The organism is Micromonospora sp. CNZ286, from assembly GCF_014207755.1.
This window is the reverse complement of record NZ_JACHIZ010000001.1, coordinates 6,618,485-6,642,363: the sequence shown is the minus strand read 5'-3', so window position 1 is coordinate 6,642,363 and position 23,879 is coordinate 6,618,485. Positions and strand designations below refer to the sequence as shown.

Below are 23,879 nucleotides of genomic sequence, written 5' to 3'. Positions count from 1 at the left end.
ACGTGATCGCCTCAGTTGTTCGTGTGCCCTGGCACGCCGCTCACAGCGGCTACGACCGGCTGCTGGACCACCTGCCCGAGGTCCGCCGGATCACTCCGCCCACCCGGCGCCTCGCCCAGCAAGCGGCCCGGCGCGCGCACCAGATGCTCTGGCGCCGCTGCCCGCTGCCGTTCTACCCGGTCGAGCACTGCGCCACCGACCTCGCGCTTCTAGCCGCCCGCGGTCCCGCGCACGTGCTGTACGGGGATGAGCAGTTCTACTTCTCCCGCCACCGTCAAGGGCCCACCGCCGTCACCTACCACCGGCCCCCAGCACGGCTGGAAGCTCTCATGCCGCCCGCCCGGTGGCGTGCCGTTGCCGCGCACGCCGACCAGATCATCACTGTCGACCCGCGCCAGCAGGAGTTCTTCGCCGGCCTCGTTCCTGCGGAGCGGGTGCATGTGGTGCCGCACGGTATCGACACCACCGCGTTCACCCCAGCCAAAGACGTCTCCACCAATCGGCCGCTGGTGTTGACGGTCGGCTGGTGGTTGCGGGACTGGACCGTCCTCGACACGGTGCACGAGCGCCTGCACCGCCGGCACGGCGACGGCATCAACTTGACCGTCGTCACCCGGCAGGCCCACCGCCGCGCCTGGCACCCGGCAGCCCGCGTCCTGCAGGGCATCAGCGAGCCGACGCTGATCAGCCTCTACCGTGAAGCGGCGGTCCTGCTGCTGCCGCTGAAAGACGCCACCGCCAACAATGCGCTGCTGGAGGCGCTGGCCTGTGGCACCCCCGTAGTCGCCACCGACGTCGGCGGCATCTCACACTACGCAGGTAACAGCCCGGCGGTCGTGCTCACCCCGCCCGGTGACGCCACCGCCGCCACGGACGCGGTCGAGACCATCCTCACCGAGACCGGCACCTCTGATCACGCCGCACGGCGAACCGCCGCCCGAAAGCAGGCGCAAACGTTCGCCTGGCCGCTCGTCGCCGACCAGATGCGAGCCATCTACCGGCTACTGGAACAGCAGTGAGCGCGGCCGAGATCTGGCTGCACATAGCCGTTCCCGTGGTGCTGGTCGCCCTGGTGGCCCGCGCGCTGTGGGTCAGCGTGGCGGTCGAGGCGTGCGCCCGCTGGCTACTCACCGCGCCGGACCCACCGCCCATCGAGCCTGATCAGGCGCCGTGGCTGGTGGTCCTGCTGCCGATGCTGCGCGAGCAGAGCGTCGCCCCGGAAACCATCGCCGCCTTCACAGCCCTGACGTACCCGCACCGTCGGGCCGCCGTCGTCGTGATCACCACCGAACGCGAAACCACCGCCCGCGCCCGGCACCGCAGCCAACTCCCAGCGCTGGCCGCCCAGCAGCCGCTGCGGCCCGAGCACCTACGCGGGATCTTCCCGACCGCCCAGTGCCGCGCCGTCGCCGAGCACGTCAACGCCACCCCACACGCCGAACGACTGACGCTTCTCACCGAGCGGTTCGACGCCGAACCCACCACCGCCGAGGTCGTCGCCGCCCTCGCCGCCATCCAGCCGGCCGACCGGCTGCCGCTGCTGCACCTGCACCAACCCGACGTCGGCGGGCGCAAGGCCGACCAACTGAACTTCGCCCTCGACCACCTCCATCAAGCACTAGGCCCGCTCGGCTGGCACGAAACGGGCGACGCCGAGTCCACGTTCGTCGTGGTCTACGACGCCGACGCGATCCCCGACGCCCGCACCCTGCACGCCTTCGCCGCCGCAACCGCCACCCAGACCGGCAAGACTCCGGCCCTCATCCAGCAGCAGAGACTGCCGCTGCTGGCCCGCCGCCCCTTCCCTAACGGGCCGGTCGGCCTGCTCCTCACCGGCGAATGGGTGTACCAGCTACGACGGTCCCTCGGCATCGAACTCGCCCGTCTCCACCTCCACGCGCACCTGTCCTGCTCGCCGCTACCGGGGTGGCTGCGCACGCTGCTACGCCCCATGATCTACGCCGTGGGCTGCGGCATGGCCGTCCACCTACCGGCCATCCGCGCGCTTGGCGGCTTCCCCGAACCGATGGAAGACCTGGGCACGGGACACCGCCTCTCCCTGCTCGGCGCGGACCTGTCCGCTACCACCGTCGCGGTCCTGGACGAGCCCTACACCGAACCCACCGGGCTAACCAACCTCCACGCGCTCGCCTTCACCGCCTCCGCCCGCCCCGACCGGCACGCTCGAGCGGTCGCCCACCTGCCCGCCGCGATCACCCGTCCGGCCAAGACCCTCCTGATCGCACGGGAGTGGGCAGACGAAGCCGCCTGGCTGCTCGGCGCACCCCTGGCAGCCGCAGCCATTGCCTCCGCCTGGTGGGCAGGGCCCCCTTGGGCCGTCGTCGCTGCCCTGGGCGTCCTGGTCCACGGCCCGTTGCTCACCGCCCGGCTGCTCGCCCTCGCCCCCGCGCTGCACGCCGCTGTCCGTCCGCCCCGCCCCACCGACCAGCTTCCGCTGGCATCCCCCAGCCACCTGGTCACCGTGATCGCCACCAGTCCGCTCCAACCGTTCGTCCGGATGGCCGGCCCTTGGAAAATGATCTCTCAGAAGCTGACAAGACGCCACCGCGGCTTCGGCAAGACTGAACGCTGACGCCCACCCGCCCATGTCGAGCAAGAGTGGAGACCACTTCGTGGCCGAGCCCGTGACCCCGACCATCCGCACCTCCGCCAAAGCCGTCGTCATCCACGACGGGCGCGTCCTGCTTCAACGCGCCACGTGGGAAGGCATGGACTGCTACTTCCTGCCCGGCGGCGGCCAACACCCCGGAGAACCCCTCGACGCCGCCGCACGCCGCGAGGTCCACGAAGAGACCGGCCTGACCGTGCAGGTGACACGCCTGCTCTGGCTACGCGAATACATCGGCGTCAACCACGAACACGCCGACACCGAAGCCGACACGCATCGCATCGAGGCGATCTTCCACTGCACGCCAGAGGGAACGCCCGGACCGCTCAGCGGCCACGCCAAGGATGACCTGCAGACCGGACTGGAGTGGGTCGAGCCCGAGAAGGTGCCCGAACTCAATCTGCTGCCCCACGCCCTGCGGCTACCGATCGCCGCCCTCGCCGGAAGCAACCCGCACACCGGCTACCTCGGCGACGTCGCCTGACAGCCACCATGGCGGCACTCGACGGCCAAGTCCCCGAAAACGCCTACGACCTCACCACCGGCCAGGCCAACCGAGTCTGGCACGTCGACGGGCCGACGCCATACGTACTCAAGCACTACGGCAATGGCGCCCGCGCCGCCAACGAAGCCGCCGCCCTCACCCTCCTCGCCGCCCACCACGCACCCGCACCCCGACTCCTGGGCGCCGGCCCGAACGCGACACCGGCCTGGACCGCGCAAACCGCAATCAATGCCCCACCCGTGCCCGCCGACCAGTTTCTCGACCAGATCGCCGAACCTCTCGCCGCCATCCACCGCATCCCCGGCCCGCACGCAGGCCGCCTCGCCGGCGCACCCCGCTACCGGACCTGGCGCGCCTACCTCCACGACCGGCTGCACACCTACACCGCCGCAGCGCCGGACCTTGCCCTCGCCGCAGCCGCCATCCACCGCGAACTCGACACCACCGACCTCGACATCGAGCCGAGACTGCTGCACCACGACCTACAAGCCGGCCACCTCCTCCACACCCCGAAAGGACTGCTGCTCGACTGGGAACTCGCCGCCTACGGCGATCCCCTATCCGACCTGGCCCGCCTCGCAGTCCGCCTCCAACTGCCTGACCCCACCCAGACGCTCTCCCTCACCCACCGGCCGCACCCAACCGCGGCACGCCGCCTCCGCCTGTACTGCCGCATCCACCAACTCGCCGACGCCGCCCTCAGCACCGACCCGCAGGTCCGGGCCACAGCTACTGCTTCGCTAGACCCCATACGGCCTCTCGTTCAGGCCGAACAGCGGAAACGCGAGACGGCGATGTATCGTGTCGATCGTCTTTGACCTTGCTTGGTCTGATCGCTACTACCCCTCGTGATCCGCCGTGTGCCCCTGCCCGCTGTCGCGGATCGCACAACATGTTGAACCGAGGCGAGGCAGCATGGGCGTCACGCAAGACATCACCGCGGCGGTGGCGGCGGTGGTGAACGCAGACTGGAACGTTCGCACCGGCACCGTGGTGCCAACGACGGACACGGTTACCTTGAAGAACGGCGCGGTTGAGGTGGACGCCGTCTACCTGTATGCCGACATGGCCAACTCCACGGGTCTCGCGAGAGACTTCGACCCGAAGACCGCCGCGAAGGTCGTCCGCGCATACCTGGACGCCAGCTGCCGGGTCATCAAGTTCCGCGGCGGCGAGATCCGCAGCTTCGACGGGGATCGCGTCATGGCGATCTTCATGGGCGGGTCGAAGAACAGTAACGCTGCCCGATGCGCTCTCAACATCAACTGGGCGGTGACGAAGGTTGTTTGGCCAGCTCTCGAGCAGCGACTTCCCTCCCTCAAGAGGAAGGGCTTCCAACTTCAGCACTGTGTCGGTGTGGCGTCCGGACCCGCCCTGATCGTGCGCGGCGGTGTCCGAAACGAGGACAACGACCTCGTCTCGATCGGCCGGCCCCCGAACGTGGCCGCCAAGCTGAGTGACGTCCGGGCCTGGCCTTACGCCTCATACATCACGTCCGACGTCTTCAACTCGATCAGCAGCGAGGTCAAGTACAAGAACCACGGACAGCCGGATCAAGAGGTCAGGTGGAAGGGGCCCCTTAACCAAGAAGTAGGTGGCTCCCCGATCAAGGTCTACCGCTCGTCCTGGTGGTGGCAGCCGTGACGCCTTCTGATCCAACCGAGACTGCGTGGAAGATTCACGCTGCCCTGGTTGATTGGACGGGCAAGGTCGACGCCAAGGCAAGCTTCGCGCTGACCATCGAGTCAGCTGTGCTGGCGGGCGCCGTCGCGCTCTGGAACTCCGGGACGAGGTTCGGGAAACTCAGCGGCCCGGCGCCTCTCGTGATCTTCTGGGCTGGAGTTGGTCTGCTGGCCGCGTCCGTGGTCCTCTCGGTCCTCGTGGTGATGCCGCGCACCCGAAACAAGAACATCCCGGTGGAGTGGCCCAGCAACTTCATCTACTTCGGCCACCTTCAGCACTGGTCGCCCGAGCCGCTTGAGCAAGCCCTGCGGACCCTGGACCCGTTGCCCATGCTCAGCCGCCAGTTGGTGGTGATGAGCAGGATCGCCTGCGTGAAACACCGGCGAGTCCAGGAGTCGTTGGCTCTCGCCGTGGGCGGTGCGTTCCTCGTAGCGATCGCAGCGATGGTGTCGTGAGGCGTCACTGTCCCACCGCGCCAACTGCTGCGCGAGCAGACCGCCCGGTAGCATTGGAGCGCTCAGGCGGAAGGATCAACGGGGTTGAGGAGAGGCGTCAATGGCAGACAAGCCGAGGGAAAGCAAGCCCGCCGCCCCCGCGGCAAGCACGCCGAAGCCCAAGCCGAAGCCTCCGGCCAGCACCGGGTGGATCACATCGGTGCAGGTACGCGGGAGCAAGCAGCCGCCGGAGAACAAGAGCAGATAGACGGCTTCGAGAACCAGGGGCAGACGTACTTCAGCTTCATCGAATCTGAGCTGAAGGTCGAGCGCGAAAGGCGCAGCACATTCGATGCCCGTGGCGTGGCCTTCGTGAAGACGTCGGGAAGCTTGGTGACGCTTCTCGTAGCGATCGGCGCGGTAGTAGCCGGCGAAGCAAGGTTCACAGCCCCGAAACCAGCCGTCGTGCCGCTCCTCGCCGCTCTCCTCAGCTTCGCAGCAGCGGCCGGGTTCGGGCTCCTCGCGAGCTGGCCGTACCGGCACACCGTCGCAGATGTCGCCGACCTTCAACAGATGCGGACCGACCGCTGGGGCGATGACGAGATCGACGCTCGCAACGTCATCGCCTACCTCAACATCGACACGATCCGGACGCTCCGCCACGGGAACGACGTGAAGGCCACGCTCCTCATGGGGGCTCAAGTCGCGCAGCTGTTCGCTCTGTGCTCATTGGCCTTCGTAATCGGCGTTGTGGTATGGCCTCGCTAACCGGCGATCCCACCAGCCAGAGCAGGCCCAGGGATTGGCCACCAACGTCTTCCGCCGCTGCTGGGATCTCCTAGATGCACCTCCCCAGACCGATCGGGGTGGCACGCAGCATCACACCAGGGCCTCCGGGTCCGTGATCCGCACGTCGCTTTCGAGTAACTCGGCCAGCTGGTGGCGCGGTCTTCGTCAGGCATACGGCCTGTCGGGCGCACTCGGGGATCGCTGGCGTGGGATCTATCGTGTCTGCGGGACCGACGCTAGAAGTCGCCTCCGGAACGTGTGGGGGGAACGAACAGCTTCCCCGGCGGCACCGGTTCTGGATTACGCGCTCTCGCGATACGCGCGTCGATCTCGTAGACCAGCTCGATCACCCGACGGCACAGCCGTCCCAGCTCTTCCGCTTCGGCCTGAGTCGGCTCGGGCAGCTCATCGGGATGCGCTCCGCCGTTCCCGAGATCCTTGATCGTGGCGGCCCAGCTCGCCAGGCTCGGATGAAGAGTGCCCTCCATGGCCATCTGATCCAAGCGGGCCTTCAACCCGCGCTTCTGCTTTGCCTGCTCGCTGCCCTTGTCGGCCACGATGAACGCCAGCATCGAGCGGAACATGACTGCTGCCGCGCGAGGCGCCTGGACGGCGAGACAGCGCACACCTTCGTCATACGCATTGGCCACACCTGTCGGGACGGCCGGGTCGAGGTGTGCTGCCCCCGGCACGGGCCACCAGTGCAGCCCTTGGCGGTAGACACGGCTGCCGTCGGTGTACCGCGCCTCGACCACGATGCAACCCTTGCCGCAGCCCTGGCATACCAAGTATGCAGCTATCTGGTCGTCTCCCACCGACACTTCGCTCTCGAAACCGAAGCTGGAAACGCGACCACAGTTCGGACAGGGCCCGGCCGGATCTTCCGAGGTGGGCGGCGTGTCGAGGTTGGGGGCGGCCACCGATAGCCGCTCAACGGGTCGTGACGTCACGGCGAACGAGCGTACCGGGTCCGGAGGCGCAGCCGCCCAGGCGGCTACGAGTTGCCCGCCTCACTAAGGCGTGTTTCATAAGCCCGGTCAGAGCCATTCACAGATGATGGTGATGGTCAGGACGGCCTGGAACCGGACGGCCAACTTGTCGTAGCGGGTGGCCAGGCCGCGGTGGCGCTTGAGCCGGGCGATGCCGTTCTCGACGGCATGTCGCATCCGGTAGAGGTCTCGGTCGAACTTCGGCGGGCGCCCGCCGCGGCTGCCCTTGGCCTTGCGGTGGGCGTCTTGATCGGTCTTACTCGGGATGCACGCCTTGATCCCGCGCTTGCGCAGGTAGGCGCGGTTTCCGCGGCTGGTGTACGCCTTGTCGGCCAGGACCAGGTCGGGGCAGGTGCGGGGCCGGCCCACCCCGAGGCGGGTCACCTTGATACGACGCAGGACCGGGATGAATTGCGGGCTGTCACCACGGTGCCCGGCGGTCACGACCATCGATAGGACCTTCTGTCCCTGCTCACAGGCCAGATGCGTCTTGGTGGTCAGACCGCCGCGAGATCGTCCGAGAGCGTGATCGGCGGGTTCGTCGTGCACGCCACCGGGTGGCTCTTTCTGCAGGTGGCCGTCTCTGCGGGCGCCGGCGGCGTGTTGGTGGGCGCGGCTGGTCATCGAGTCCACGCTGACCGTCCAGGTGATCCGGCCTTGCGCATCGCCGGCGGCCTGTGACGCGGCCAGGATCTTGTCCCAGGTGCCGTCGCGCTGCCAGCGACGGAACAGGCCGTAGAGCGTCTGCCAGGGTCCGTACTCGGCCGGGACGTCACGCCAGGGCGACCCGATCCGGATCCGCCACCTGATCCCATCGATGAGCTGCCGTTTCTGCCACTTCGGCGGCCGGCCCTTCGCCGACGCGGCCGGCAGTAGCGCAGCGAGCCGCTGCCACTGAGCGTCGGTGAGGTCGTGCCGCCTCGTCACCGCTAAGGTGGCCACGAGGTCTCCGGTATGAAGTTCTTGCTTGGTCGCAGAACCAGATACCGGAGACCTCTTCAGTTGTCGATCACCGCCACGCCGCGACCTTCACCGGCCACCACGACTTCTGAAACACGCCTTAGGAGAGTATGGTGCCTCAGTGGCAAATCTCGCGAGTGAGCAGGTGCTGTCGCTCGTTCAACAGGCTCTGATCGAGCTCGACGACCGGCCGATCGACGTCAGCGCGCGCCGCGCTGCCCGCATCGCCTCTCTGCTAGGCGACACCGTCTTCGCCGTATATCTCGGGCTGGAACTAAAGCCGCTCGGCGGTCATCCCCCAGCCAACGCGGCAGACACCCGACGGCTGATGGCCGACCCATCCCTCTGGGGTGACCCGAACGGCCCTGCCGAGCACGCACTCACCCGCTACACCGAGGGACGTAAGATCCGCAACGGGCCCAACAAGGGCAAGATCGACGCCCACGGCCTCGCTGAGATCGAGGCCTTCCTGGCCAGCGTGGGCACCGACCCAGAACTGGACCCGCAGCAGAAGTGGCAGCTCAACAGCCACATGCTGGAGGTCCGTGAGCGTGTCCGCCACACCATCTTCGCCGCCCTCTGCGAGTGGGAACGGCAACTGACCTACGCCAACGTCAACGAGCGGATCTTCGAGCGTTTCCGGTCCAGAGTTGACAGGCTGCTGGCTCAGGGCGCCCCGGCGGTGCTGGACCAGTTCAGCGCCGTCTACCGGCGGCTGCGGGAGGCGACGAAGGATCCAGCAGCACCCCTGACCGAGGACCTGGCACAGGCGGTCACGACGTGCCGGCGAATCCTGAAAGCCGTCGCCGACCACCTCCTACCCGGCATCCCTGGCGCCACGACCGGCACGGGCGCTTCGCTCAACGATTCCGCCTACCGGAACCGGATCTACCAGTACATCAAGGACAACGTCGCAAGCGAGGCGACCGCGGAGACGGTTAAGGCCGCCCTCGGCGGTCTCTATGACCGCTTCACCGCTGTTGACAAGCTGGCCAGCAAGGGTGTCCACGCGGAGTTGGGCGTCCACGAGGCTGAGCTGTGCGCCATCAGCACCTACCTCGTCGCAGGAGAGCTTCTAGCGTTGGGCGACCTGCCCGGCAACCCTAGCGGCCCGCAACCGAGCAGCATGATCCGGCAGCCGCACGGCGTCGACTAATCTCGGCGCGCCCGGCGGCAGCTTCGCTCCTGTAGCCGCGCAGATCCGTGGGTGTTCATGACCTGATTGGACATACGGATCGCCGAGGCGGCCTCTCCGTGCCGCCCACGGCTGGCGGTGGCTCTTGTCGCTAGGCACCTCGACCACGACAGGGACTGCACTGTCGTACGGGCGTCCTAGCGTGGCACGCATGCGTAGGTCGACGGGAAGTCCGACTGGCCGTTACCAGGCAGCCTGCGGTGATGGGCACTGCGCGTTGCAGGGCGGCGCGGGCCGCTCCAAGTTGCAGGGGCAAATCTTCACGCTCCTAGACCTGGCCCTCGGGCCGGGCATCAGCGACGCGCCGGTCGCTACGGCGATTGGCCGTGTCAACGTCGACATGCTCTTCCGCCTTGGCTCGGGCAACATCGTCGTGGAGTACGACGGCGCCTACTTTCATCAGCACCGAGCGCGCACAGACAGGATCAAAGCGGACGCGTTGCGAGGACGTTCGAAGCTGCTGCCGGCACACGTGCTGCGCATCCGGGAGCAGCCGCTGCCGCGCCTACATCATCACAATGTGCTTGCACCGCCGCGGCCGACGCCGCAGCAGTGCGCACAGCTTGCGCTGTTGCACATGCTGCACACCCTGTCTCGAAGCCTTCCCGGGGACGTGCTGGCCGAGCTCGAACCTCGCATCCAGGCTTTCCTGCAGGCCGGAAAGCAGATCGCGCCCGAATTGATCGCGTGCTTAATGTGCCGCCATCTCCAGCCGGCCCTGCAAAGCGACTTCCGCGACCGATGGTGCTACGGCGGCCCGACGGAATTCCGGTACCGCGAGGTGCTGCGGCGGGCGAGACGAGAGTTGCTCGTTGCCAGCGAACCCGATTGATCCATGGCCGAGGGCCACAGGCCGACCGCTCGTTGGCGCGTACCGAAACCACGTCACCTGACGGCAACTTGAGGCAGCGAGCGGAGGCAGTATGGGTGTTCCTCGTAATCCCCTGCGCCTGCCCGACGGCCGCGTGATGTACGGCCGGTGGCCGCAGGGTATGCGCGCGACCGGTGAGGGTCCCTACATCGCTGCCTTGGCTCGCCAGACCGGCGGCGTCTGCGAGGTGGTTTTACCGGTGGGCCGGGCTGACGTGGCCACCCCCACGACCGTCTTCGAGGTCGAGCCTGCCAGCCAGTGGCGGACTGCCGTCCGCCAAGTCCTCGGCTACGCAGGGCAGACCGGCCTGATCCCGGCCATCGCGCTTTTCGGCCCGGCGGATTACCTGCGCATCTATCTGTTCGTGCGGGATCGCCTGCCGGGTCTAGAGCTCTGGGTCTACCGGTATCGGTGGGAACATGTCCAGAGCAGGAAGACCGCCGCCTTGAAGTACCAGTCGTCCTACACAATCCGCACCTGACTGACTCCACGACACCCGACAAGGTCGTCACTGTGTTCTGTGCTGCGGGTGACTGCAGACCTGTATGGTCCAGCCATCTCTGCCTGCCCTGCTCGTCCGAAGCCGGCGGCGAAGCGGCGTCAAGCGGGGCGGCCCGGCAGCCCGGCTGAAATGTGTAGGCCCTGGCGCGGTCGCTATCGAATCGGTTCCAGGTGACGGCGCTTCAGCAGGTGGCAAGCGGACAGGAGCAGGAAGTACGTCGACTTGGCCGCGAGCAGGAAGGCTTCGTCGTCGATGACGAGCTCCACGGTGAAGCCACCGGGAACCTCGGCCTCGACTTTCCGGTGGGTTCCGTTCAGCAGCGCCCAGCCGAGGCCATGTTCGAAGCCGGAGAGTAGACGCCAGGTTGCTACCAGAAACGGAGCGAACTCGCGCTGCTGCTTGACGAAGCTCAGCTTGGGCAACTCATCCGCGACGTTGATTTTCTGGTGCATCTTGTCCCACGGGCGCCCAAGTTGGGCCGCCTCCTCGCGGTATGTCTTCAGCGAGCCTCGGTCGAGATCCTGCTCGGCCTTCTCGATGAGGTGGCGCACCTCGGGGAGGACCTTGAAGGCCGCGCGGTGGCTGCGCTGCTGATAGCAGTCGTTGACTTCGCATCGGAGCCCCCGGGTTCGGCGTTCACGGCCGTCGTCGGGGTCTAGCAGCCATGCGGCGTAGAAGGATGTCTCGAAAGTGGGCCGCAGCAGACTCCACGGTGCCCACAGCGTGGCCCCGTGATGCTTCAGCAGCGCGAGCAGCGCGAGGTGGTTGTCTCTGGCGACGCCGAGGTACCTGGTCACCTCCATATAGGTGCGAGGACCGGCTACCTGCGCCTGGTCGAATGCCCGCGCGGATAGCAGGCGGCGCCCCTCCAGCGAAGGCAAGGCGTCAAGCGCCTTGAACTCCTGGTCGATCGCCTGCCAGTAAATGTGAAGGTTGCCGAGATCCATCGACTCGCCGGTCAGAAAAGGTTCCCGCACGTCGCACAGGGTAGGCGTGACTGGCCGATCCGCCTACTGGTTATGCGCCCGCCGCACTGCCCGGTCCCATCGACGGTTCTTTGTCTGGTTCCGCAGGCAGCGAGCTGACCACGGGCGTCGAGCCGCCGGAAGACCCAAACCGTGCGACAACCTCGGATCCGGCCCTGCCTGCGGCCTCGACTTCAGCCCGATTCTTCACTATGACGCGGGGGAAGCGGATCTCCACAGGGCCGAGCTCTAGCTGCATGCCGGCGGGGCTGACAACGAGGTTGGGGTGTCTGAGCACGAGCTCGCCGGGCTCGCTGGACCAGAGCGGGTGTTCCATGAAGGCGCTGACACCGTCGGCGGCCACAGGGTGGTTGAGGACCGCATTCGGCCAGCTACCGTGACCGGTCGACAGGACCGACCAGGCCATCGCGAGCGTTTGAACGTCCGGCTCGGTCAGATCATCCGGTACCGGCTCCGACAGCCCAAGGTGCTCCTGCAAGTCGTCGAGAAGCAGGACAAGGTCGGCCACATCGGCTAAGTCGGCCATGATCGGAGTCGGCAGGCTAGCCAGCCGCTGCCTGCCGAGGCAGACATACAGTGATGCCCCGTCGCCGAGGCATGCCTTGACCAGCTCGGCCATCGGGCGCAGCGTCGACGGCAAGTGTCCGGCCGGACCCGCCCAGCCGAGCTTCAACTGCCCCACCAGAGCCTGCCAGCCGTCTTCCACCTTCTCGCCCGGGGGCATCCGATGGCTCAGCTGCAGATGAGCTGTCACCGTACCCGACACGTCGGCGCCGACGGTCGTCGCCCCGGTGGAGCCGGCGAGGCGAGTGGTGAAGCTGATCGGAAGGCTGCACACCTGCTTGCCGTCGCAGTCCTCGGCAACCAGGTGAAGCAGCACCGGGGCCGCCAGCTCGGCCTGCGGGGAGCTGAACTGAACCGTCCCGGGCCCAAAGCTGGGACCAAATAGGTCCTGCAGGTCATCGGGTAACACCATCGTCACGTCTTCGACGAAGCGCTCCTCGACAGTCACCGAGCCTCCAAAAGCAAGCGCCTCCAGCCAGCTTCGCTGAACGGCGGCGGCTGCGGCGTCGTCGGCTGGAAACGCGAACTTGCCGTGCACGCTGAAAGTTGCGTCATTGCCGGGTCGAGGCCTGATCTCGACCTTCTGGTAGTGCTCACCAGCTGAGATCGTCCAATCCCACCGCCGAGGCGCCATCTCTGCGGCCCGCGCGTGAAGGGTTCGCTGTCGGCGGAACAAGTCAGGCACGCCGTTGACCATCCCCGCCTGCTCCATGTTGAGCTCGGCGAGACGTCGACTGACTTGGTACTCGTCGCCTTCGAGGAAGCGACGCAGACCCTCGTCTTGGTTGAACTGACCGTCGAGCCAGTCGATGCACCACCGGTCCAGCCTGACGTCCGGGTACTGCGCTTCCAGGCTCTCCCACCAGACGATCTCCGCCGGCGAGAACTCAAGTGGGACGATCAGGACCCACTCCGACGGCGAGTGCTCCTCGACGGCCTTCGCCAGCGACTTCTTAGTCTGCGACCGCCGCGATCCGGTCATCCGGCCTGTAAAGGACTTCACCTCGTAGACCCGCACGCCATCACCGGAGACGTAGCGGCTGGGGACGTAGCTGTCGCGGCCACCGTCGCCCCCGGCGCCGTCGACGCCTTGCGCGTGTGGATCGATCTTCTTGATGAGAATCTTCACCGCGCGCTCAAACCGCGCCGGGTCCCGAGCAGCAGACGGCCAATGGATCATGACAGCCCCTCACACTTCAGTCGGCCACTCACCGTAGCCCGGCGCGCACGCGCACCCGCAACGACACTCGCGCCTCGACGTACGCGAGCATGTGAGCGAGCGAGGACGGCATCGGAACGCGCGGATCAGATCACCCTCAGCGTCTCGGAGAGTCGTGTTCGGCTGGTCCGCCCAGTTGCCCGGTATCGCCGCGACCAGGGACCTGCCCGCCCCGCGAAGCGGTGGCCGGGCAGTCCATGCGGCCAGCAAGCGCTGCACCTGCGGTGAGTTGGCGACGGGCGACGGCTGACCGCTGCTCGAGACGGCGCTCGAAGGGATATCCAATGTCTGGCTTCTATGGACGCTTGACTACCGTCAAGAGCCAGACCTCCAAGGCGCTGGCGAAGCTGCGCAGCGTGGCCCCGGAGCTCGCCGAGCTGTACGTCACGGAAGGAACCGCCCGATGAACCAGGACCGACTGCGTCTCGACCTGTCCGACCTGGCCGAGGAGGTCACCCCGGTCGACCTGCGGGACCGGGCGCTGCGTACCTCGCGGCGGCTCGGCATCCAGCGGGCCGTCGCCACCTCCGCCGCCGCGCTCGTGGTGCTGGCCGCCGCGACCGGGACCGCGCTGGCGATCCGGCCGAACAGCCAGGCGCCCGCACCGGCCGGCCCGTCGGTCACAGTCACCGCCCCGCCGGTCGAGCCGTCCCGTACGCCCTCCCCCGACGCGAGTACCGCCACCGGCCAGTCGCAGTCGGCGCTCGCCGGTACCCGCTACTACCTGGAGCAGACGTCCACCCGATCGCGGATCCATGAGGTCCGCGGCACGCGGGACCGGGTGGTCCACGAGGTCGTCCACGAAGCCGCCTCTCGCTGCGAGTCCAACACCGTCAGCGTCTCGCCGGACGGCAAGCGGGTGGTGTGGGTGCAGGACAGCACCGACAACGCGAGCGGGGTGCTGCTGATCGCCACCGTCGGAGACGAGGGGGCGACGACCCTCGCGGAGGGGATCAGTTGTTTCGGCGCCCGGCCGATGCGGTGGAAGGGCGACGACCAGCTGATGGTGCAGCGGAAGAACGGCCAGTCCGTGCTCTACGACGTGGTGGCCAACAAGCAGGTCATCGGCGACCCGGGCCAGGAGACCAAACGGTGCTGGTCCGCCGACGGCACCTGGCTGGCCGCCGAGTCGGACGGCAAACCCTACGTCTCGGACACCACCGACCTGCGGCAGTACACCTACACCCCTCCCCAGCAGGAGGCCGCGAAGTGGGACGGCTGGGAGGCCCGCAGCGTGTCCACCGACGGCCGCTACGTGGCAGTGGGCTGGATCGGCACCGACCCGTCCCGCCGGGACGGCAGCTTCGCGGTCGTCGACACCAGGACCAGCAAGGTGGTCGACCTGCCCGGCACGGGCGAGGTGCGGAGCATCCTGTTCAGCGCCGACGGCACGGTGCTGCTGCGGCGCGGCACCGGCATCACGGTCCTCGACCGTGAGTTCAAGCCACTCGGCACGGTGACCGAGCCGGCACCGACCCGGAACCGGGCACTGCTGGCGTACGTGCCCTGAGCCGCCTCAGACAACCCCTACAGGCCCCTGACGCTTCGTGCGCCGGGGGCCTGTCCGCGTCCGCCGACCCGGGGCCGAAGTTCTTTCGATCAGGCGGCAACCATGCAGATCGAAACCGACGTCTGGGAGTGCATCAGAGACGCGCACCAACCAACCCCCGAGGATCGAATCGTGAACGTCATCGTCACCAGCGCCCGCGGACTACGTACCGTCGCCGCCCTCGCCGCCGCCGCGTTCGTCGCCGTGGGCGTGAGCGCCTGCGGCGACGGCGGGTCCACGCCGTCCGCCCCCGCAGCTGGGCAGTCGTCCGCCGCCGCACCGTCGTCCGCCGCCCCGAGCCCGTCGGACGCCTCCTCCGCCGCACTGCCCGGCACCCGGTACTACCTGTCGTTCGGCGAGCAGGCCGCGGAGGTGCACGTCGTCAAGGGCGGCACCGACCGGGTGAGCGCCAGCGTCCCGTACGGCGGCGGCGACTGCGTCCGGAACACCATCACCATCTCGCCGTACGGCGAGCGGCTGGCCTGGGTGGAGGGAGCGGCCGGAGCGGAGGCCGGCAAGCTCGTGACCACCCGGATCGACGGCAGCGACCGGGCCACCATCGCGGCGGAGCCGCCCTTCTCCGGCAAGGCGCCCTGCGACGGCGGCGACCCGCTCGTGTGGAACACCAACGACCGGGTGCTGGTGCAGCAGGACGGCCACATGGCGCTCATCGACCTGAGCAGCCGCAAGCCCGCCGACGGCGACGCCGGCAACGAGACTCTGAAGTGGTGGACGCCGGACGGCCGCAACTGGGCCGCCGTCTCCGAGGGGCGGCCGTACGCGACGACCGACCCGAAGGTGACGTTCTACCGCTACACGCCGCCGGCGGCCCAGGCGGCCCGCTACGACGGCTGGCGGGTCCGCAGCGTCTCGGCGGACGGCCGGTACGTGGCCGTCGGCTGGATCAACAAGGACGAGACCCGCAACGACGGGAGCTTCGCGGTGGTCGACACCAGGACCAGCAAGGTGGTCGACCTGCCCGGCACGGGCGAGGTGCGGAGCATCCTGTTCAGCGCCGACGGCACGGTGCTGGTCCGGCGCGACAACGGCATCAGCGTTCTGGACAAGCGTTTCCAGCCGGTCGGGACGGTGACCGAGCCGGCCGGGCTGAGCGGGGCGCCGCTGCTGGCTTACGTGCCTGCCTGACGAAAGGCGACGCGGGGCGGGTCACCGACGGGTGGCCCGCTCCGCGTCGTTCAGCGCAGCACGGTGATCGCCGCATCCGCTGTGACGTGCTTCCACGGCACCAGCACCACTGTGCCGTCGCGCTCCAGCACCTTCGCGTCGCTGCCCTCGGTGCCGGCCGACAGCGGCGCCTCGGCCACGACTGTGACCTCGCCGGTGGCCGGGTCGATCCGGACCAGCCGTGGCGCGAGGTCACGCCGGTCGCCCACCTCCCACGCCAGCACGCCCTGCTCGTCGAGGCGGACGAGTTCCACCTCGCTGTCGGTGTGCCCGGCCGACACCCAGCGCCGCTTCCCGGTGGCCAGGTCGATCGCCACCACCTGGTTGGCCTGGCGCATCTTGCCGCCCACCGGAGAGGCTTCGGTGGGCAGGTAGAGCGTGTCCGCGTCGGCCAGGTACGGCCGGATCCCCGGCCCGCTCACCGTGTTGGAACGGTTGACCGGCAGGTCGCTGAACCGCGTACCGTCGACGAGGTTGCCGAACGTGGCGCGCGCCTTGCCGGCGGCGTCGCGCGCGACGAACGTCTCGGTGCTCAGACCGGGCAGGCTGACCAGCGGGTCGACGCTCAGCACCCCGTCGCTCTGCTGCGCTGCGGGCAGTTTCTGCTGCCAGCGCGGCTTGCCGGTGGCCGGGTCCAGGCCGAGCAGCGCGCCCTGGTCGCCGTCACAGCGCGCGGTGACCACCGCCTGCGTCCCGGCGGCCTGCGTCTGGGTCAGACGGCAGTCGCGACCGGGCAGCAGCCGGTCGGCGTCGGTCTGCCACAGCCGCTTGCCGTCGGCCAGCGAGTAGCCGAGAACGCTCTCGCCGCTGCGCACGACCACCTGCCCGGCGGCCACGGACAGGTCCGGGGCGACGATCTCGGACCGGCCCGTCCGGCGTTCCACCGGGAACGTGGCCCGCCACGTCTGCGCGCCGGCGGCAGCGTCGAAGCCGACGATCGTGTCGCACGAGTCGGCGGAACCGAGCGCCACCACACCCCGCCCCTCGGCGAGCGTCTGCGCGGCCGCGCACAGCGAGGTCGCCTGGGGCGCGGGCACGCCCCACGCCTGGGCGCCGTCGTCGAGCCGGTAGGCGATGATGCCGTCCGGCTGGGCCCGGACCACCGCGTCGCCGACCAGCCAGGCGCCGAACATGTCCTGCCCGTCGTACGTCTTCAGCCCGTTGCGCTGCCGCTCCGGGAAGTCGAGCACCCAGGCGGTACGCAGCTTCCTCCCGTCGTCATCGCCGCCTACCAGCCGGGACACGCCGTAGGCGGTGCCGGCCGCGACCGCGAGCACGGCCACCAGGCCACCGGCGACGAGCAACGCCACGCGTCCGCGCCGCTTCGGCGCCGCCGGCGGTGCACCGGCCGGACCCGGCCATCCCGCCGGCGGGTACGCGGGCGGCGGCTGCTGGTGCTGGTACGTCATTCGTCGTCTCCGTTCCCGGTCAGCGCGCCTGCGCGCGGACGTAGGCGGCCCAGCCGGCCTGGAACTCGTCGAGCGACACGCCCAGCACGTCCCGGGCGGCGCGGTCGGTCGGGGTGCCGCCGTAGACCGCCTCGACGAAGCGGAACAGCTTCACCTCGCCGTGCTTCTCGGCGAGGTGGTTCATCGCGGCGTGCCCGAGCCAGTAGTGGAAGCTCAGCCGGTCGGGGTCGTCCCACTCGCCGTTGCCGGGCAGCGTGCCGTTCCACCCGCCGCGGACCAGCTGCCGGGCCTGCGCGGTGCGCTCGCTGGCACCGAGCGGGCGGCCGTGGAACGCGATGTACTCGGCGAAGCCCTCGACCACCCACTCGTCGAGCTTGCTGAACGCGTCCACAGCGGTCAGGTCGGTGCGGGGCGTCATCAGGGAGTGCGCCACCTCGTGCCGCAACACCATGCGGGCGTCGTTGTCGCCGCCGGTACGGGTGAAGTAACGGTCGCGGGTGTCCACCACGATGCGGGTGCCGCCGATCGTGTCCTTGCCGTCCTTGCGCTCGGCCGCGACCAGGCCCAGCGAGAAGCCCGCCTCGGTGGCCTTCTCGGTGCCGATCCGGTAGAGCGAGGTCATCTCGTCCTTGCCGTCGGCGAGCGTGATGACGAAGCCGCTCGGCACCGGGCCGGGCGGCCCGCTGGCCCGCCACACGGCCAAGCCGTTCGTCACCGCCACATCGGCGGCCGGGGCGTACCGCTTCGCCACGCCGGCCCGGGCGGCGTCGGCGATGAGCAGGGCGTGCGGGGTCCGCTCGACGTGGATCTCCCGCCACTTGTCCCACGGACCGGGGTAGTGGACGGTCTTCGAGCCACCGATCCCGGCGGCCGGAGCGCCGGTCACAGCGGTGACCCGGATCGGCGCGTCCTTGCCGGTGCGGATGATCGTCCAGCGGTACCACTCGGTGACCGGGGCCAGGTCGAAGCCGTCGAGCTGGTGCACGAACGAGACGTCGAGCTGGAACGTGACGCCCTGCCCGAAGGCGTCGCCGGCGCGGCCCTGCCGCTCGATGGTCTCGTAGCGGGCCACCGACAGCGGCAGCTTCCCCAGGTTGCGGAACAGCTGGGTCTGCCCGGCGATCAGCTCCTTACGGGCCGGGTCGAAGGCGGCCAGGTAGCCGTCCAGATCCTTCGCCGCCAGCGCCTTGCTGTGCCGGTCGAGCAGGGCGGTCAGCTCGGCGTTCGTGACGGTTACGCCGTTCGCGCCGGCTGCCGCCTTCGGCGCCGGGCCCTCCTCGTCGTCGCCGCGCAGGCCCAGCCCGACGCCGACCGCCGTGCCGGCACAGAGCGCAAGCGCGAGCGCACCCGCCGCGAGCCCGATCCAGAGCCCTCGGCGGGACTTCGGCGCCGCAGGCGGCGGCCCCCACGGTCCCGGCTGCGCGGGCGGCGGTGCTGCGGCGTACCGGGGGTCGGCGTTGCCGGGCGGTGGCCAGCCCGCCGGTGGGTGCCCCTGCGTCATGTGGTTCCTCGCTCGTGCCCGTGTGCGGGACCGGCCGGACGGTTTCGCCCGGCCGGATGACGGCAGACATCATCCCCGGTCCGGACGACGGATTCTGCCCCGCAGGACGTGTCGGACGGATTTGTCCCCTCGGGTGGCTGTCGTGAACAGGACGTCGAGACATCCGCCACGTCCGGCGTCCAGGGTCAGCGGGACCGGTCCGCGCGGTGACAGACTGTGCGACGCACTTCTGCCGGGACGTCTGAGGGAGGCGCCGTGCGCTGGCGCAGCTACGTGGCGGTGGGCGACAGCTTCACCGAGGGCATGGACGACGCGTATCCGGACGGCAGCTACCGGGGCTGGGCCGATCTGGTCGCCACCCGCCTCGCCGCCGAGGCCGGGCCCGACTTCGGGTACGCCAACCTGGCCATCCGCGGCCGGCTGTTCCCCAACGTGGTGGCCGAGCAGGTGCCGTCCGCGCTGGCCATGAAGCCCGACCTGATCAGCTTCGCGGCCGGCGGCAACGACGTGCTGCGCCGCAGCTTCGACCCGGACTCGTTCGTCCCCCGCTTCGACTCGGTCGTGCAGCGGCTGCGGTCCGGCGGCAGCGACGTGGTGCTGTTCCGGTTCGCCGACGTGATGGCCCGGCTGCCCGGCCAGCGGCTGGTGGCCCCCCGGGTCGCGCTGCTCAACCGTGCGGTCGGCGAGGTGGCCGAGCGGCACGGCGCGATCCTGGTCGACCTGTACGCCGACGACACCTACCTCAACCCGCTGCTCTGGAGCACCGACCGGCTGCACCTGTCGGCCGCCGGCCACCGCCGGGTCGCCGCCCAGGTGCTCACCGCGCTCGGCATCGGCTGCGAGGAGGAGTGGTTGATGGTGCCGCCGCATCCGGCGCCCAGCCCGTGGCTCGCCGCGCGCGCCGCCGACCTGCGCTGGGCCGGCCGGCACCTGGCGCCGTGGATCAAGCGCCGGCTGACCGGGCGGTCCTCCGGCGACTTCGTCACCGCCAAGCGGCCGGTGCTCGGGCCGGTCGAGCGCGACTGAGCGTGCGTACCGTCCACGCCGCCGACCTGCTGCGGCTGACACCCGACGACCCACCCCGCACCGGGCTCGCCGTCGTGGTCGCCGGTGACCGGGTCGAGGCGATAGTGCCCACGGCCGAGCTGTCCGGCGCGTACCCCGGGGTGCGGGTGCGGCGGTGGGCCGGCACGCTCGGGCCGGCGCTCGTGCACGACGGCCCGCTGCCGCCGGCGCCCACGCCCCGCGAGCGGGTGCACGCGCTGTTCCGGCTCGGCGTGGCCGCCGTGCTCGACGAACACGTCACCGACCCGGCGCTGCGTTCCGCCGCGGCCCGCAACGAGGTGGCGGTGCTGCCCGCCGCCCGGCCGCCCGCGCTGGTGACCGGCGGGCGCGCCGACCTCGCCGTGTTCGACGCGGACGGCTCCTGCCTGGCGACAGTGGTCGCCGGCCGCCTGGTGCACCGCCGCGCCTGACCGGCACCGCACCGCGCTGATCCGGCGTACCTTGGGGATCATGCCTGTGCCGAGCGATCCGCATCCCCACCTCCAGTCGTACGCCGACCCGCAGCGCCTCGTCACCACCGAGTGGCTGGCCGAGCACCTGGGCGACGAAGGGCTCGTGGTGGTCGAGTCCGACGAGGACGTGCTCCTCTACGACACCGGCCACATCCCCGGCGCCGTCAAGGTCGACTGGCACACCGAACTCAACGACCAGGTCACCCGCGACTACCTGGACGCCGCGAGCTTCGCCGAGCTGTGCGCGGCCAAGGGCATCGGGCGGGACGACACAGTCGTCTTCTACGGCGACAACTTCAACTGGTGGGCCGCGTACGCCCTCTGGGTCTTCTCCCTCTTCGGTCACGCGGACGTGCGGCTGCTCGACGGCGGCCGGCAGAAGTGGATCGCCGAGGGGCGGGAGCTGACCCGGGACAAGGTGAGCCGGCCCCGCGCCTCGTACCCGGTGCCGGAGCGCAACGACGCGCCGATCCGCGCGTACCGGGAACAGGTCATGGCGCACGTGGCGGCCGGCCGGCCGCTCGTGGACGTGCGGTCGCCCGGCGAGTACACCGGCGAGATGCTGCACATGCCGGACTACCCGCAGGAGGGCGCGCTGCGCGGCGGGCACATCCCGGGCGCGGTGAGCAAGCCGTGGAAGTCCGCCGCGAACGACGACGGCACGTTCAAGTCCGCCGACGAGCTGCGCGCCATCTACGCCGACCAGCTCGGGCTGAGCCCGTCCGACGACGTGGTCGCGTACTGCCGGATCGGCGAGCGGTCCAGCCACACCTGGTTCGTGCTGCACCACCTGCTCGGGTACCCGCAGGTGCGCAACTACGACGGCTCGTGGACCGAGTGGGGCAACCTGGTCCGGGCCCCCGTCGTGAAGGGCGACCAGCCCGGCGGCCTGACCCGCTGAGGCGTCCCGGCCGGTCCCGTCGTCACCGCGGCGGGACCGGCCGGTTCCGCTGTTACGCCGGTCCGGCCGCGTTCCGGACCGGTCAGCGGGCGGCTATCGACAGCCGGCCGGGGACGTTGCTCGCCACCCAGTCGACGGCGCCGGTCTCCGGCCGCCACCGTGCCAGCCCGGCGTCGTAGCGGAGCAGCACCGCGCCGTCGGCGGTCCAGCCGTACACCTCGCAGCACCCCTTGGTCCGGCCCTCGCGCCCGAGGTCGAGCAGGCGGGTCACCGCGCCGGTGCGGGCGTCGAGCACCGCCACGCCCTCGGCTCCGATCATCGTGCCGGCGGCGCCCGCGGTGGTGGTCCACCCGGCCTGGCCGATCCGGTCGCCGCGCTGCCAGCCCCGCCCGTAGACCTCGTTCACCTGGTAACCGGGGGGAAGCTCCCCGGTGGTCACCGGCCGCCGCTCCGGCGCGCCACCGGAGGCGGGGAACCGGCGTACGGCCAGGCCACCGTCCCCGGCCCAGCCGCCCACTGTGAACAGGTCGCCGGACCGGGCCGGCTCGGGCACGACGAGCGTCCACGGGTCGACCGGGAGCTTCCGCGCCGATCCGGTGCGCCGGTCCAGCTCGTACGCGGTGTCGTTGTCGCCGACCACCAGCCGGTCCCCGGCCCAGACCACGTGCTCCAGGTAGCCGGTGAGCGGGTAGCGGCGCACCGCGCCGTCGGTGAGGCCGACCACGACGACCTCGCCGGTCTGCGCGAACGCGGCGGTCCGGCCGTCCGGCGACAGGCTGCCCGGCTTGAGCGGAGCGGCCTCGTTGCCCCCGGCGTCGCGGGTGGGCGCGAGCGTCACCACGTCGAGTTCCCGGACCATGCCGTCGTCACCCAGCACCCGGACCGGGCCGGCCTCGCCGGTCTCCGGGTCGACCGGCTGGTACAGCGCCAGCGCCCGGCGCACCGGGCGGTCGGACAGGCCGTAGGCGACCCGGTCGCCGAGCCGGCCCAGCGGGTCGCCCGCCTGTCCGAGCCGGTCCGGGGGCCGCTGCACCACCGGCGCGCTCGGTGCCGAGGTCACAGTCGGGCGGGCCGGTGCGGCGGGGGGCGGGCCGGCGCGGTGCAGCAGTGCCGTCGTACCGCCGCCGAGCAGGACCACGGCGACGGCCGCGGCGCCGGCGGCCCGGCGGGCGCGGCGGACCCGCCCGGCCCGGTCCCATCCGGTCTCGGCCGGCCGGGTCGGCCGGATCTCCTCGGCGGCCCGGGTCAGCAGCCGGGTCAGCTCGGGCTCGTTCACGGGCTCGCCTCCATCCCGGTCACCAGGTCGTCTCCGGACGTGCCGGGGGCGGGTACGACGTCGCGCAGCCGGCGCAACGCGTCGTGGCACTGGCTCTTGACCGTGCCGACTGTGACGCCGAGCGCCTCGGCGGTGGCGACCTCGGTCAGGTCCTCGAAGTAGCGCAGCACCACGACGGCCCGCTGGCGTGGCGGCAGCCGGTCCAGCGCCGCGCGCACGGTGAGCCGCAGCGCGGCGTCGGCGTCGGCGCCCGGCCGGTCCGGCGGGTACGCACTGAGCCACTCCCGTCGCCGGCGTCGCCACCAGGAGACGGCGTCGCGGTAGAGGATGGCGCGAACGTACGCGGCCGGGTCGCCGTCGCGCACCGACGACCAGCGCAGCGCCAGCTTGAGCAGCGCGTCCTGGAGCAGGTCCTCGGCCTGGTGGCGGTTCCCGCAGATCAGGTACGCGGCGCGCAGCAGCCGGTGCTGGTGCGCCTCGACGAAGGCGAGGTAGTCCGCCCGCCCGTCGTCCGCGTCGCGCCCCATCCGGCTCCTCCCTCCGTCACCCGCCAGACGCGCGGGACGGGGGCAAAGGTTGGGTCAGGTAGCGCTGAATCGTCGGGCCGACCCAGGCGGCCAGTTCCTCCGGGTCGAGGTCCACCACCGGTGGCAGCCGGACCACGTACCGGGTGAGCGCGAGACCGAGGATCTGGCTGGCCACCAGGCCGGCCCGGCGGGCGGCGGTGGCCGGGTCGGCAACGCGACGGGCCACCGCGGTGGCGAGCTGGCCGGCGAAGACGCCGCGCATCCGTTCGGCCGCGCCGGGGTTGGTGGCGGCGGCCCGGAGCAGGGCGACGAGTGTCCCGTCCGCCTCCCAGCGGCGCACGAAGTGCCGGGTCAGTGTCTCGCCGAGCCGGTCCGGCGGCACCTCGGCCAGGTCGGGCAGGCGCAGGTCGAACTCGGCCGCCGCGGCGAAGAGTCCCTCCTTGCTGCCGTAGTAGCGCATCACCATCGAGGGGTCGATGCGGGCGTCGGCGGCGATGGCCCGGATGGTGGCCCGGTCGTAGCCGTCGGTGGCGAAGCGTTCCCGGGCGGCGCGCAGGATGGCCGCCCGGGTGGCGTCCGAGCGGCGGGCGCGGGTGGCGGGTTCGGTCACGTCCACGACTGTATGCCAACACGTGTTGACATCGGCTCTACAGTGAAGTCAACAAGCGTTGGCAAACAGTTGTTGACC

Annotated in this window: 23 protein-coding genes and 3 pseudogenes; 16 read left to right on the top strand and 10 right to left on the bottom strand. The window is 70.2% G+C overall.

The annotated features are described in order from the left end of the window. Positions 1-2 precede the first annotated feature (2 nt). The 3 genes from FHX31_RS29895 to FHX31_RS29885 are packed head-to-tail and all read left to right on the top strand — an operon-like array spanning position 3 to position 3,113. Complete coding sequence (locus tag FHX31_RS29895; RefSeq protein WP_184977568.1) at positions 3-1,019, top strand: glycosyltransferase; 1,017 nt, start codon at positions 3-5, stop codon at positions 1,017-1,019. Continuing rightward, entirely contained in the window at positions 1,016-2,593 is a 1,578-nt protein-coding gene (locus tag FHX31_RS29890) for a hypothetical protein (RefSeq protein ID WP_184977567.1), read from the top strand. Before FHX31_RS29895 ends, FHX31_RS29890 begins: the two co-directional genes overlap by 4 nt. A gap of 40 nt (positions 2,594-2,633) precedes the next feature. Further along, the gene (locus tag FHX31_RS29885) at positions 2,634-3,113 is read left to right on the top strand and encodes an NUDIX domain-containing protein (protein WP_184977566.1); all 480 of its coding nucleotides are present in this window, start codon (positions 2,634-2,636) and stop codon (positions 3,111-3,113) included. Here the strand turns inward: FHX31_RS29885 and FHX31_RS32905 are convergent. After that, positions 3,092-3,265, bottom strand: a pseudogene (locus FHX31_RS32905) (hypothetical protein); the annotation flags it as partial. The gene FHX31_RS29885 and the pseudogene FHX31_RS32905 sit on opposite strands and share 22 nt — an antisense overlap. On the opposite strand from FHX31_RS32905, the pseudogene FHX31_RS29880 reads away from it, so the two are divergent. From FHX31_RS29880 to FHX31_RS29865, 4 genes and pseudogenes are all read left to right on the top strand, one after another. Further along, a pseudogene (locus tag FHX31_RS29880) lies at positions 3,182-3,952 on the top strand (phosphotransferase family protein); the annotation flags it as partial. The pseudogenes FHX31_RS32905 and FHX31_RS29880 sit on opposite strands and share 84 nt — an antisense overlap. 97 nt (positions 3,953-4,049) lie before the next feature. Next, the gene (locus FHX31_RS29875) at positions 4,050-4,778 is read left to right on the top strand and encodes an adenylate/guanylate cyclase domain-containing protein (protein ID WP_184977564.1); all 729 of its coding nucleotides are present in this window, start codon (positions 4,050-4,052) and stop codon (positions 4,776-4,778) included. Beyond that, positions 4,775-5,272 carry a Pycsar system effector family protein gene (locus FHX31_RS29870; RefSeq protein ID WP_184977563.1) on the top strand — a complete coding sequence of 166 codons (498 nt, stop codon included), beginning with the start codon at positions 4,775-4,777 and terminating at the stop codon, positions 5,270-5,272. The genes FHX31_RS29875 and FHX31_RS29870 overlap by 4 nt, the downstream gene beginning before the upstream one ends. A gap of 84 nt (positions 5,273-5,356) precedes the next feature. After that, positions 5,357-6,019: a hypothetical protein gene (locus FHX31_RS29865; RefSeq protein ID WP_184977562.1), complete on the top strand. Its 663-nt coding sequence runs from the start codon at positions 5,357-5,359 to the stop codon at positions 6,017-6,019. Between the two features lie 257 nt (positions 6,020-6,276). Here FHX31_RS29865 and FHX31_RS29860 read toward each other — a convergent pair whose 3' ends face one another. Together FHX31_RS29860 and FHX31_RS29855 are read right to left on the bottom strand one after the other, a co-directional pair. Next, entirely contained in the window at positions 6,277-6,990 is a 714-nt protein-coding gene (locus FHX31_RS29860) for a DUF4145 domain-containing protein (protein WP_486481710.1), read from the bottom strand. Between the two features lie 87 nt (positions 6,991-7,077). After that, a complete protein-coding gene (locus FHX31_RS29855; protein WP_047894821.1) occupies positions 7,078-7,971 on the bottom strand; it encodes an IS5 family transposase in 894 nt (297 codons plus the stop codon). A gap of 139 nt (positions 7,972-8,110) precedes the next feature. Here FHX31_RS29855 and FHX31_RS29850 point away from each other — a divergent pair, with 139 nt between their 5' ends. The 3 genes from FHX31_RS29850 (at position 8,111) to FHX31_RS29840 (ending at position 10,536) form a co-directional block, all read left to right on the top strand. Continuing rightward, positions 8,111-9,145, top strand: coding sequence for a hypothetical protein (locus FHX31_RS29850; protein WP_184977561.1), 1,035 nt, complete (start codon positions 8,111-8,113; stop codon positions 9,143-9,145). A 190-nt stretch (positions 9,146-9,335) separates the two neighbouring features. Continuing rightward, entirely contained in the window at positions 9,336-10,016 is a 681-nt protein-coding gene (locus FHX31_RS29845) for a hypothetical protein (protein ID WP_184977560.1), read from the top strand. A gap of 91 nt (positions 10,017-10,107) precedes the next feature. After that, complete coding sequence (locus FHX31_RS29840) at positions 10,108-10,536, top strand: hypothetical protein (RefSeq protein WP_184977559.1); 429 nt, start codon at positions 10,108-10,110, stop codon at positions 10,534-10,536. 173 nt (positions 10,537-10,709) lie between these two features. Here FHX31_RS29840 and FHX31_RS29835 read toward each other — a convergent pair whose 3' ends face one another. Together FHX31_RS29835 and FHX31_RS29830 are read right to left on the bottom strand one after the other, a co-directional pair. Further along, on the bottom strand, positions 10,710-11,534 hold the full coding sequence (locus tag FHX31_RS29835) for a hypothetical protein (protein ID WP_184977558.1): 825 nt from the start codon (positions 11,532-11,534) through the stop codon (positions 10,710-10,712). Positions 11,535-11,574: 40 nt separating this feature from the next. Then, positions 11,575-13,287: a hypothetical protein gene (locus tag FHX31_RS29830; RefSeq protein ID WP_184977557.1), complete on the bottom strand. Its 1,713-nt coding sequence runs from the start codon at positions 13,285-13,287 to the stop codon at positions 11,575-11,577. Between the two features lie 347 nt (positions 13,288-13,634). Here FHX31_RS29830 and FHX31_RS29825 point away from each other — a divergent pair. The 3 genes and pseudogenes from FHX31_RS29825 to FHX31_RS29815 form a co-directional block, all read left to right on the top strand. After that, positions 13,635-13,733 (top strand): annotated as a pseudogene (locus FHX31_RS29825) (SigE family RNA polymerase sigma factor); the annotation flags it as partial. Continuing rightward, on the top strand, positions 13,730-14,836 hold the full coding sequence (locus tag FHX31_RS29820) for a hypothetical protein (RefSeq protein ID WP_184977556.1): 1,107 nt from the start codon (positions 13,730-13,732) through the stop codon (positions 14,834-14,836). The pseudogene FHX31_RS29825 and the gene FHX31_RS29820, both read left to right, overlap by 4 nt. Positions 14,837-14,938: 102 nt before the next feature. Then, complete coding sequence (locus tag FHX31_RS29815; protein WP_184977555.1) at positions 14,939-16,021, top strand: hypothetical protein; 1,083 nt, start codon at positions 14,939-14,941, stop codon at positions 16,019-16,021. 50 nt (positions 16,022-16,071) lie between these two features. On the opposite strand, the gene FHX31_RS29810 is transcribed toward FHX31_RS29815, so the two are convergent. Both FHX31_RS29810 and FHX31_RS29805 read right to left on the bottom strand, forming a co-directional pair. Beyond that, entirely contained in the window at positions 16,072-17,469 is a 1,398-nt protein-coding gene (locus FHX31_RS29810; RefSeq protein WP_184977554.1) for a PQQ-like beta-propeller repeat protein, read from the bottom strand. Positions 17,470-17,488: 19 nt separating this feature from the next. Continuing rightward, positions 17,489-18,970, bottom strand: a complete 1,482-nt coding sequence (locus tag FHX31_RS29805; protein ID WP_184977553.1) for a hypothetical protein — start codon at positions 18,968-18,970, stop codon at positions 17,489-17,491. Between the two features lie 255 nt (positions 18,971-19,225). Between FHX31_RS29805 and FHX31_RS29800 the strand changes: the two genes are divergently transcribed. Genes FHX31_RS29800 through FHX31_RS29790 form a run of 3 tightly spaced genes read left to right on the top strand, consistent with a single transcriptional unit; the run spans position 19,226 to position 21,388 of the window. After that, entirely contained in the window at positions 19,226-19,996 is a 771-nt protein-coding gene (locus FHX31_RS29800) for an SGNH/GDSL hydrolase family protein (protein WP_013473339.1), read from the top strand. A 2-nt stretch (positions 19,997-19,998) separates the two neighbouring features. Next, on the top strand, positions 19,999-20,445 hold the full coding sequence (locus tag FHX31_RS29795) for a hypothetical protein (protein WP_013283275.1): 447 nt from the start codon (positions 19,999-20,001) through the stop codon (positions 20,443-20,445). Positions 20,446-20,485: 40 nt separating this feature from the next. Further along, positions 20,486-21,388 carry a sulfurtransferase gene (locus FHX31_RS29790; RefSeq protein WP_184977552.1) on the top strand — a complete coding sequence of 301 codons (903 nt, stop codon included), beginning with the start codon at positions 20,486-20,488 and terminating at the stop codon, positions 21,386-21,388. A gap of 82 nt (positions 21,389-21,470) precedes the next feature. Here FHX31_RS29790 and FHX31_RS29785 read toward each other — a convergent pair whose 3' ends face one another. The 3 genes from FHX31_RS29785 to FHX31_RS29775 are packed head-to-tail and all read right to left on the bottom strand — an operon-like array spanning position 21,471 to position 23,807. Continuing rightward, the gene (locus FHX31_RS29785) at positions 21,471-22,664 is read right to left on the bottom strand and encodes a hypothetical protein (protein ID WP_184977551.1); all 1,194 of its coding nucleotides are present in this window, start codon (positions 22,662-22,664) and stop codon (positions 21,471-21,473) included. Beyond that, complete coding sequence (locus tag FHX31_RS29780; RefSeq protein WP_184977550.1) at positions 22,661-23,191, bottom strand: SigE family RNA polymerase sigma factor; 531 nt, start codon at positions 23,189-23,191, stop codon at positions 22,661-22,663. Before FHX31_RS29780 ends, FHX31_RS29785 begins: the two co-directional genes overlap by 4 nt. Before the next feature lie 16 nt (positions 23,192-23,207). Continuing rightward, complete coding sequence (locus tag FHX31_RS29775) at positions 23,208-23,807, bottom strand: TetR/AcrR family transcriptional regulator (protein WP_013473344.1); 600 nt, start codon at positions 23,805-23,807, stop codon at positions 23,208-23,210. Positions 23,808-23,879: the final 72 nt, after the last annotated feature.

Bases quoted from the DNA above. Each gene is read 5' to 3' on its own strand.
- FHX31_RS29845 (WP_184977560.1), top strand. From the start codon at position 9,336: ATGCGTAGGTCGACGGGAAGTCCGACTGGCCGTTACCAGGCAGCCTGC.
- FHX31_RS29820 (WP_184977556.1), top strand. From the start codon at position 13,730: ATGAACCAGGACCGACTGCGTCTCGACCTGTCCGACCTGGCCGAGGAG.
- FHX31_RS29780 (WP_184977550.1), bottom strand. From the start codon at position 23,191: ATGGGGCGCGACGCGGACGACGGGCGGGCGGACTACCTCGCCTTCGTC.
- FHX31_RS29805 (WP_184977553.1), bottom strand. From the start codon at position 18,970: ATGACGCAGGGGCACCCACCGGCGGGCTGGCCACCGCCCGGCAACGCC.
- FHX31_RS29810 (WP_184977554.1), bottom strand. From the start codon at position 17,469: ATGACGTACCAGCACCAGCAGCCGCCGCCCGCGTACCCGCCGGCGGGA.
- FHX31_RS29790 (WP_184977552.1), top strand. From the start codon at position 20,486: ATGCCTGTGCCGAGCGATCCGCATCCCCACCTCCAGTCGTACGCCGAC.
- FHX31_RS29815 (WP_184977555.1), top strand. From the start codon at position 14,939: ATGCAGATCGAAACCGACGTCTGGGAGTGCATCAGAGACGCGCACCAA.
- FHX31_RS29875 (WP_184977564.1), top strand. From the start codon at position 4,050: ATGGGCGTCACGCAAGACATCACCGCGGCGGTGGCGGCGGTGGTGAAC.
- FHX31_RS29830 (WP_184977557.1), bottom strand. From the start codon at position 13,287: ATGATCCATTGGCCGTCTGCTGCTCGGGACCCGGCGCGGTTTGAGCGC.
- FHX31_RS29840 (WP_184977559.1), top strand. From the start codon at position 10,108: ATGGGTGTTCCTCGTAATCCCCTGCGCCTGCCCGACGGCCGCGTGATG.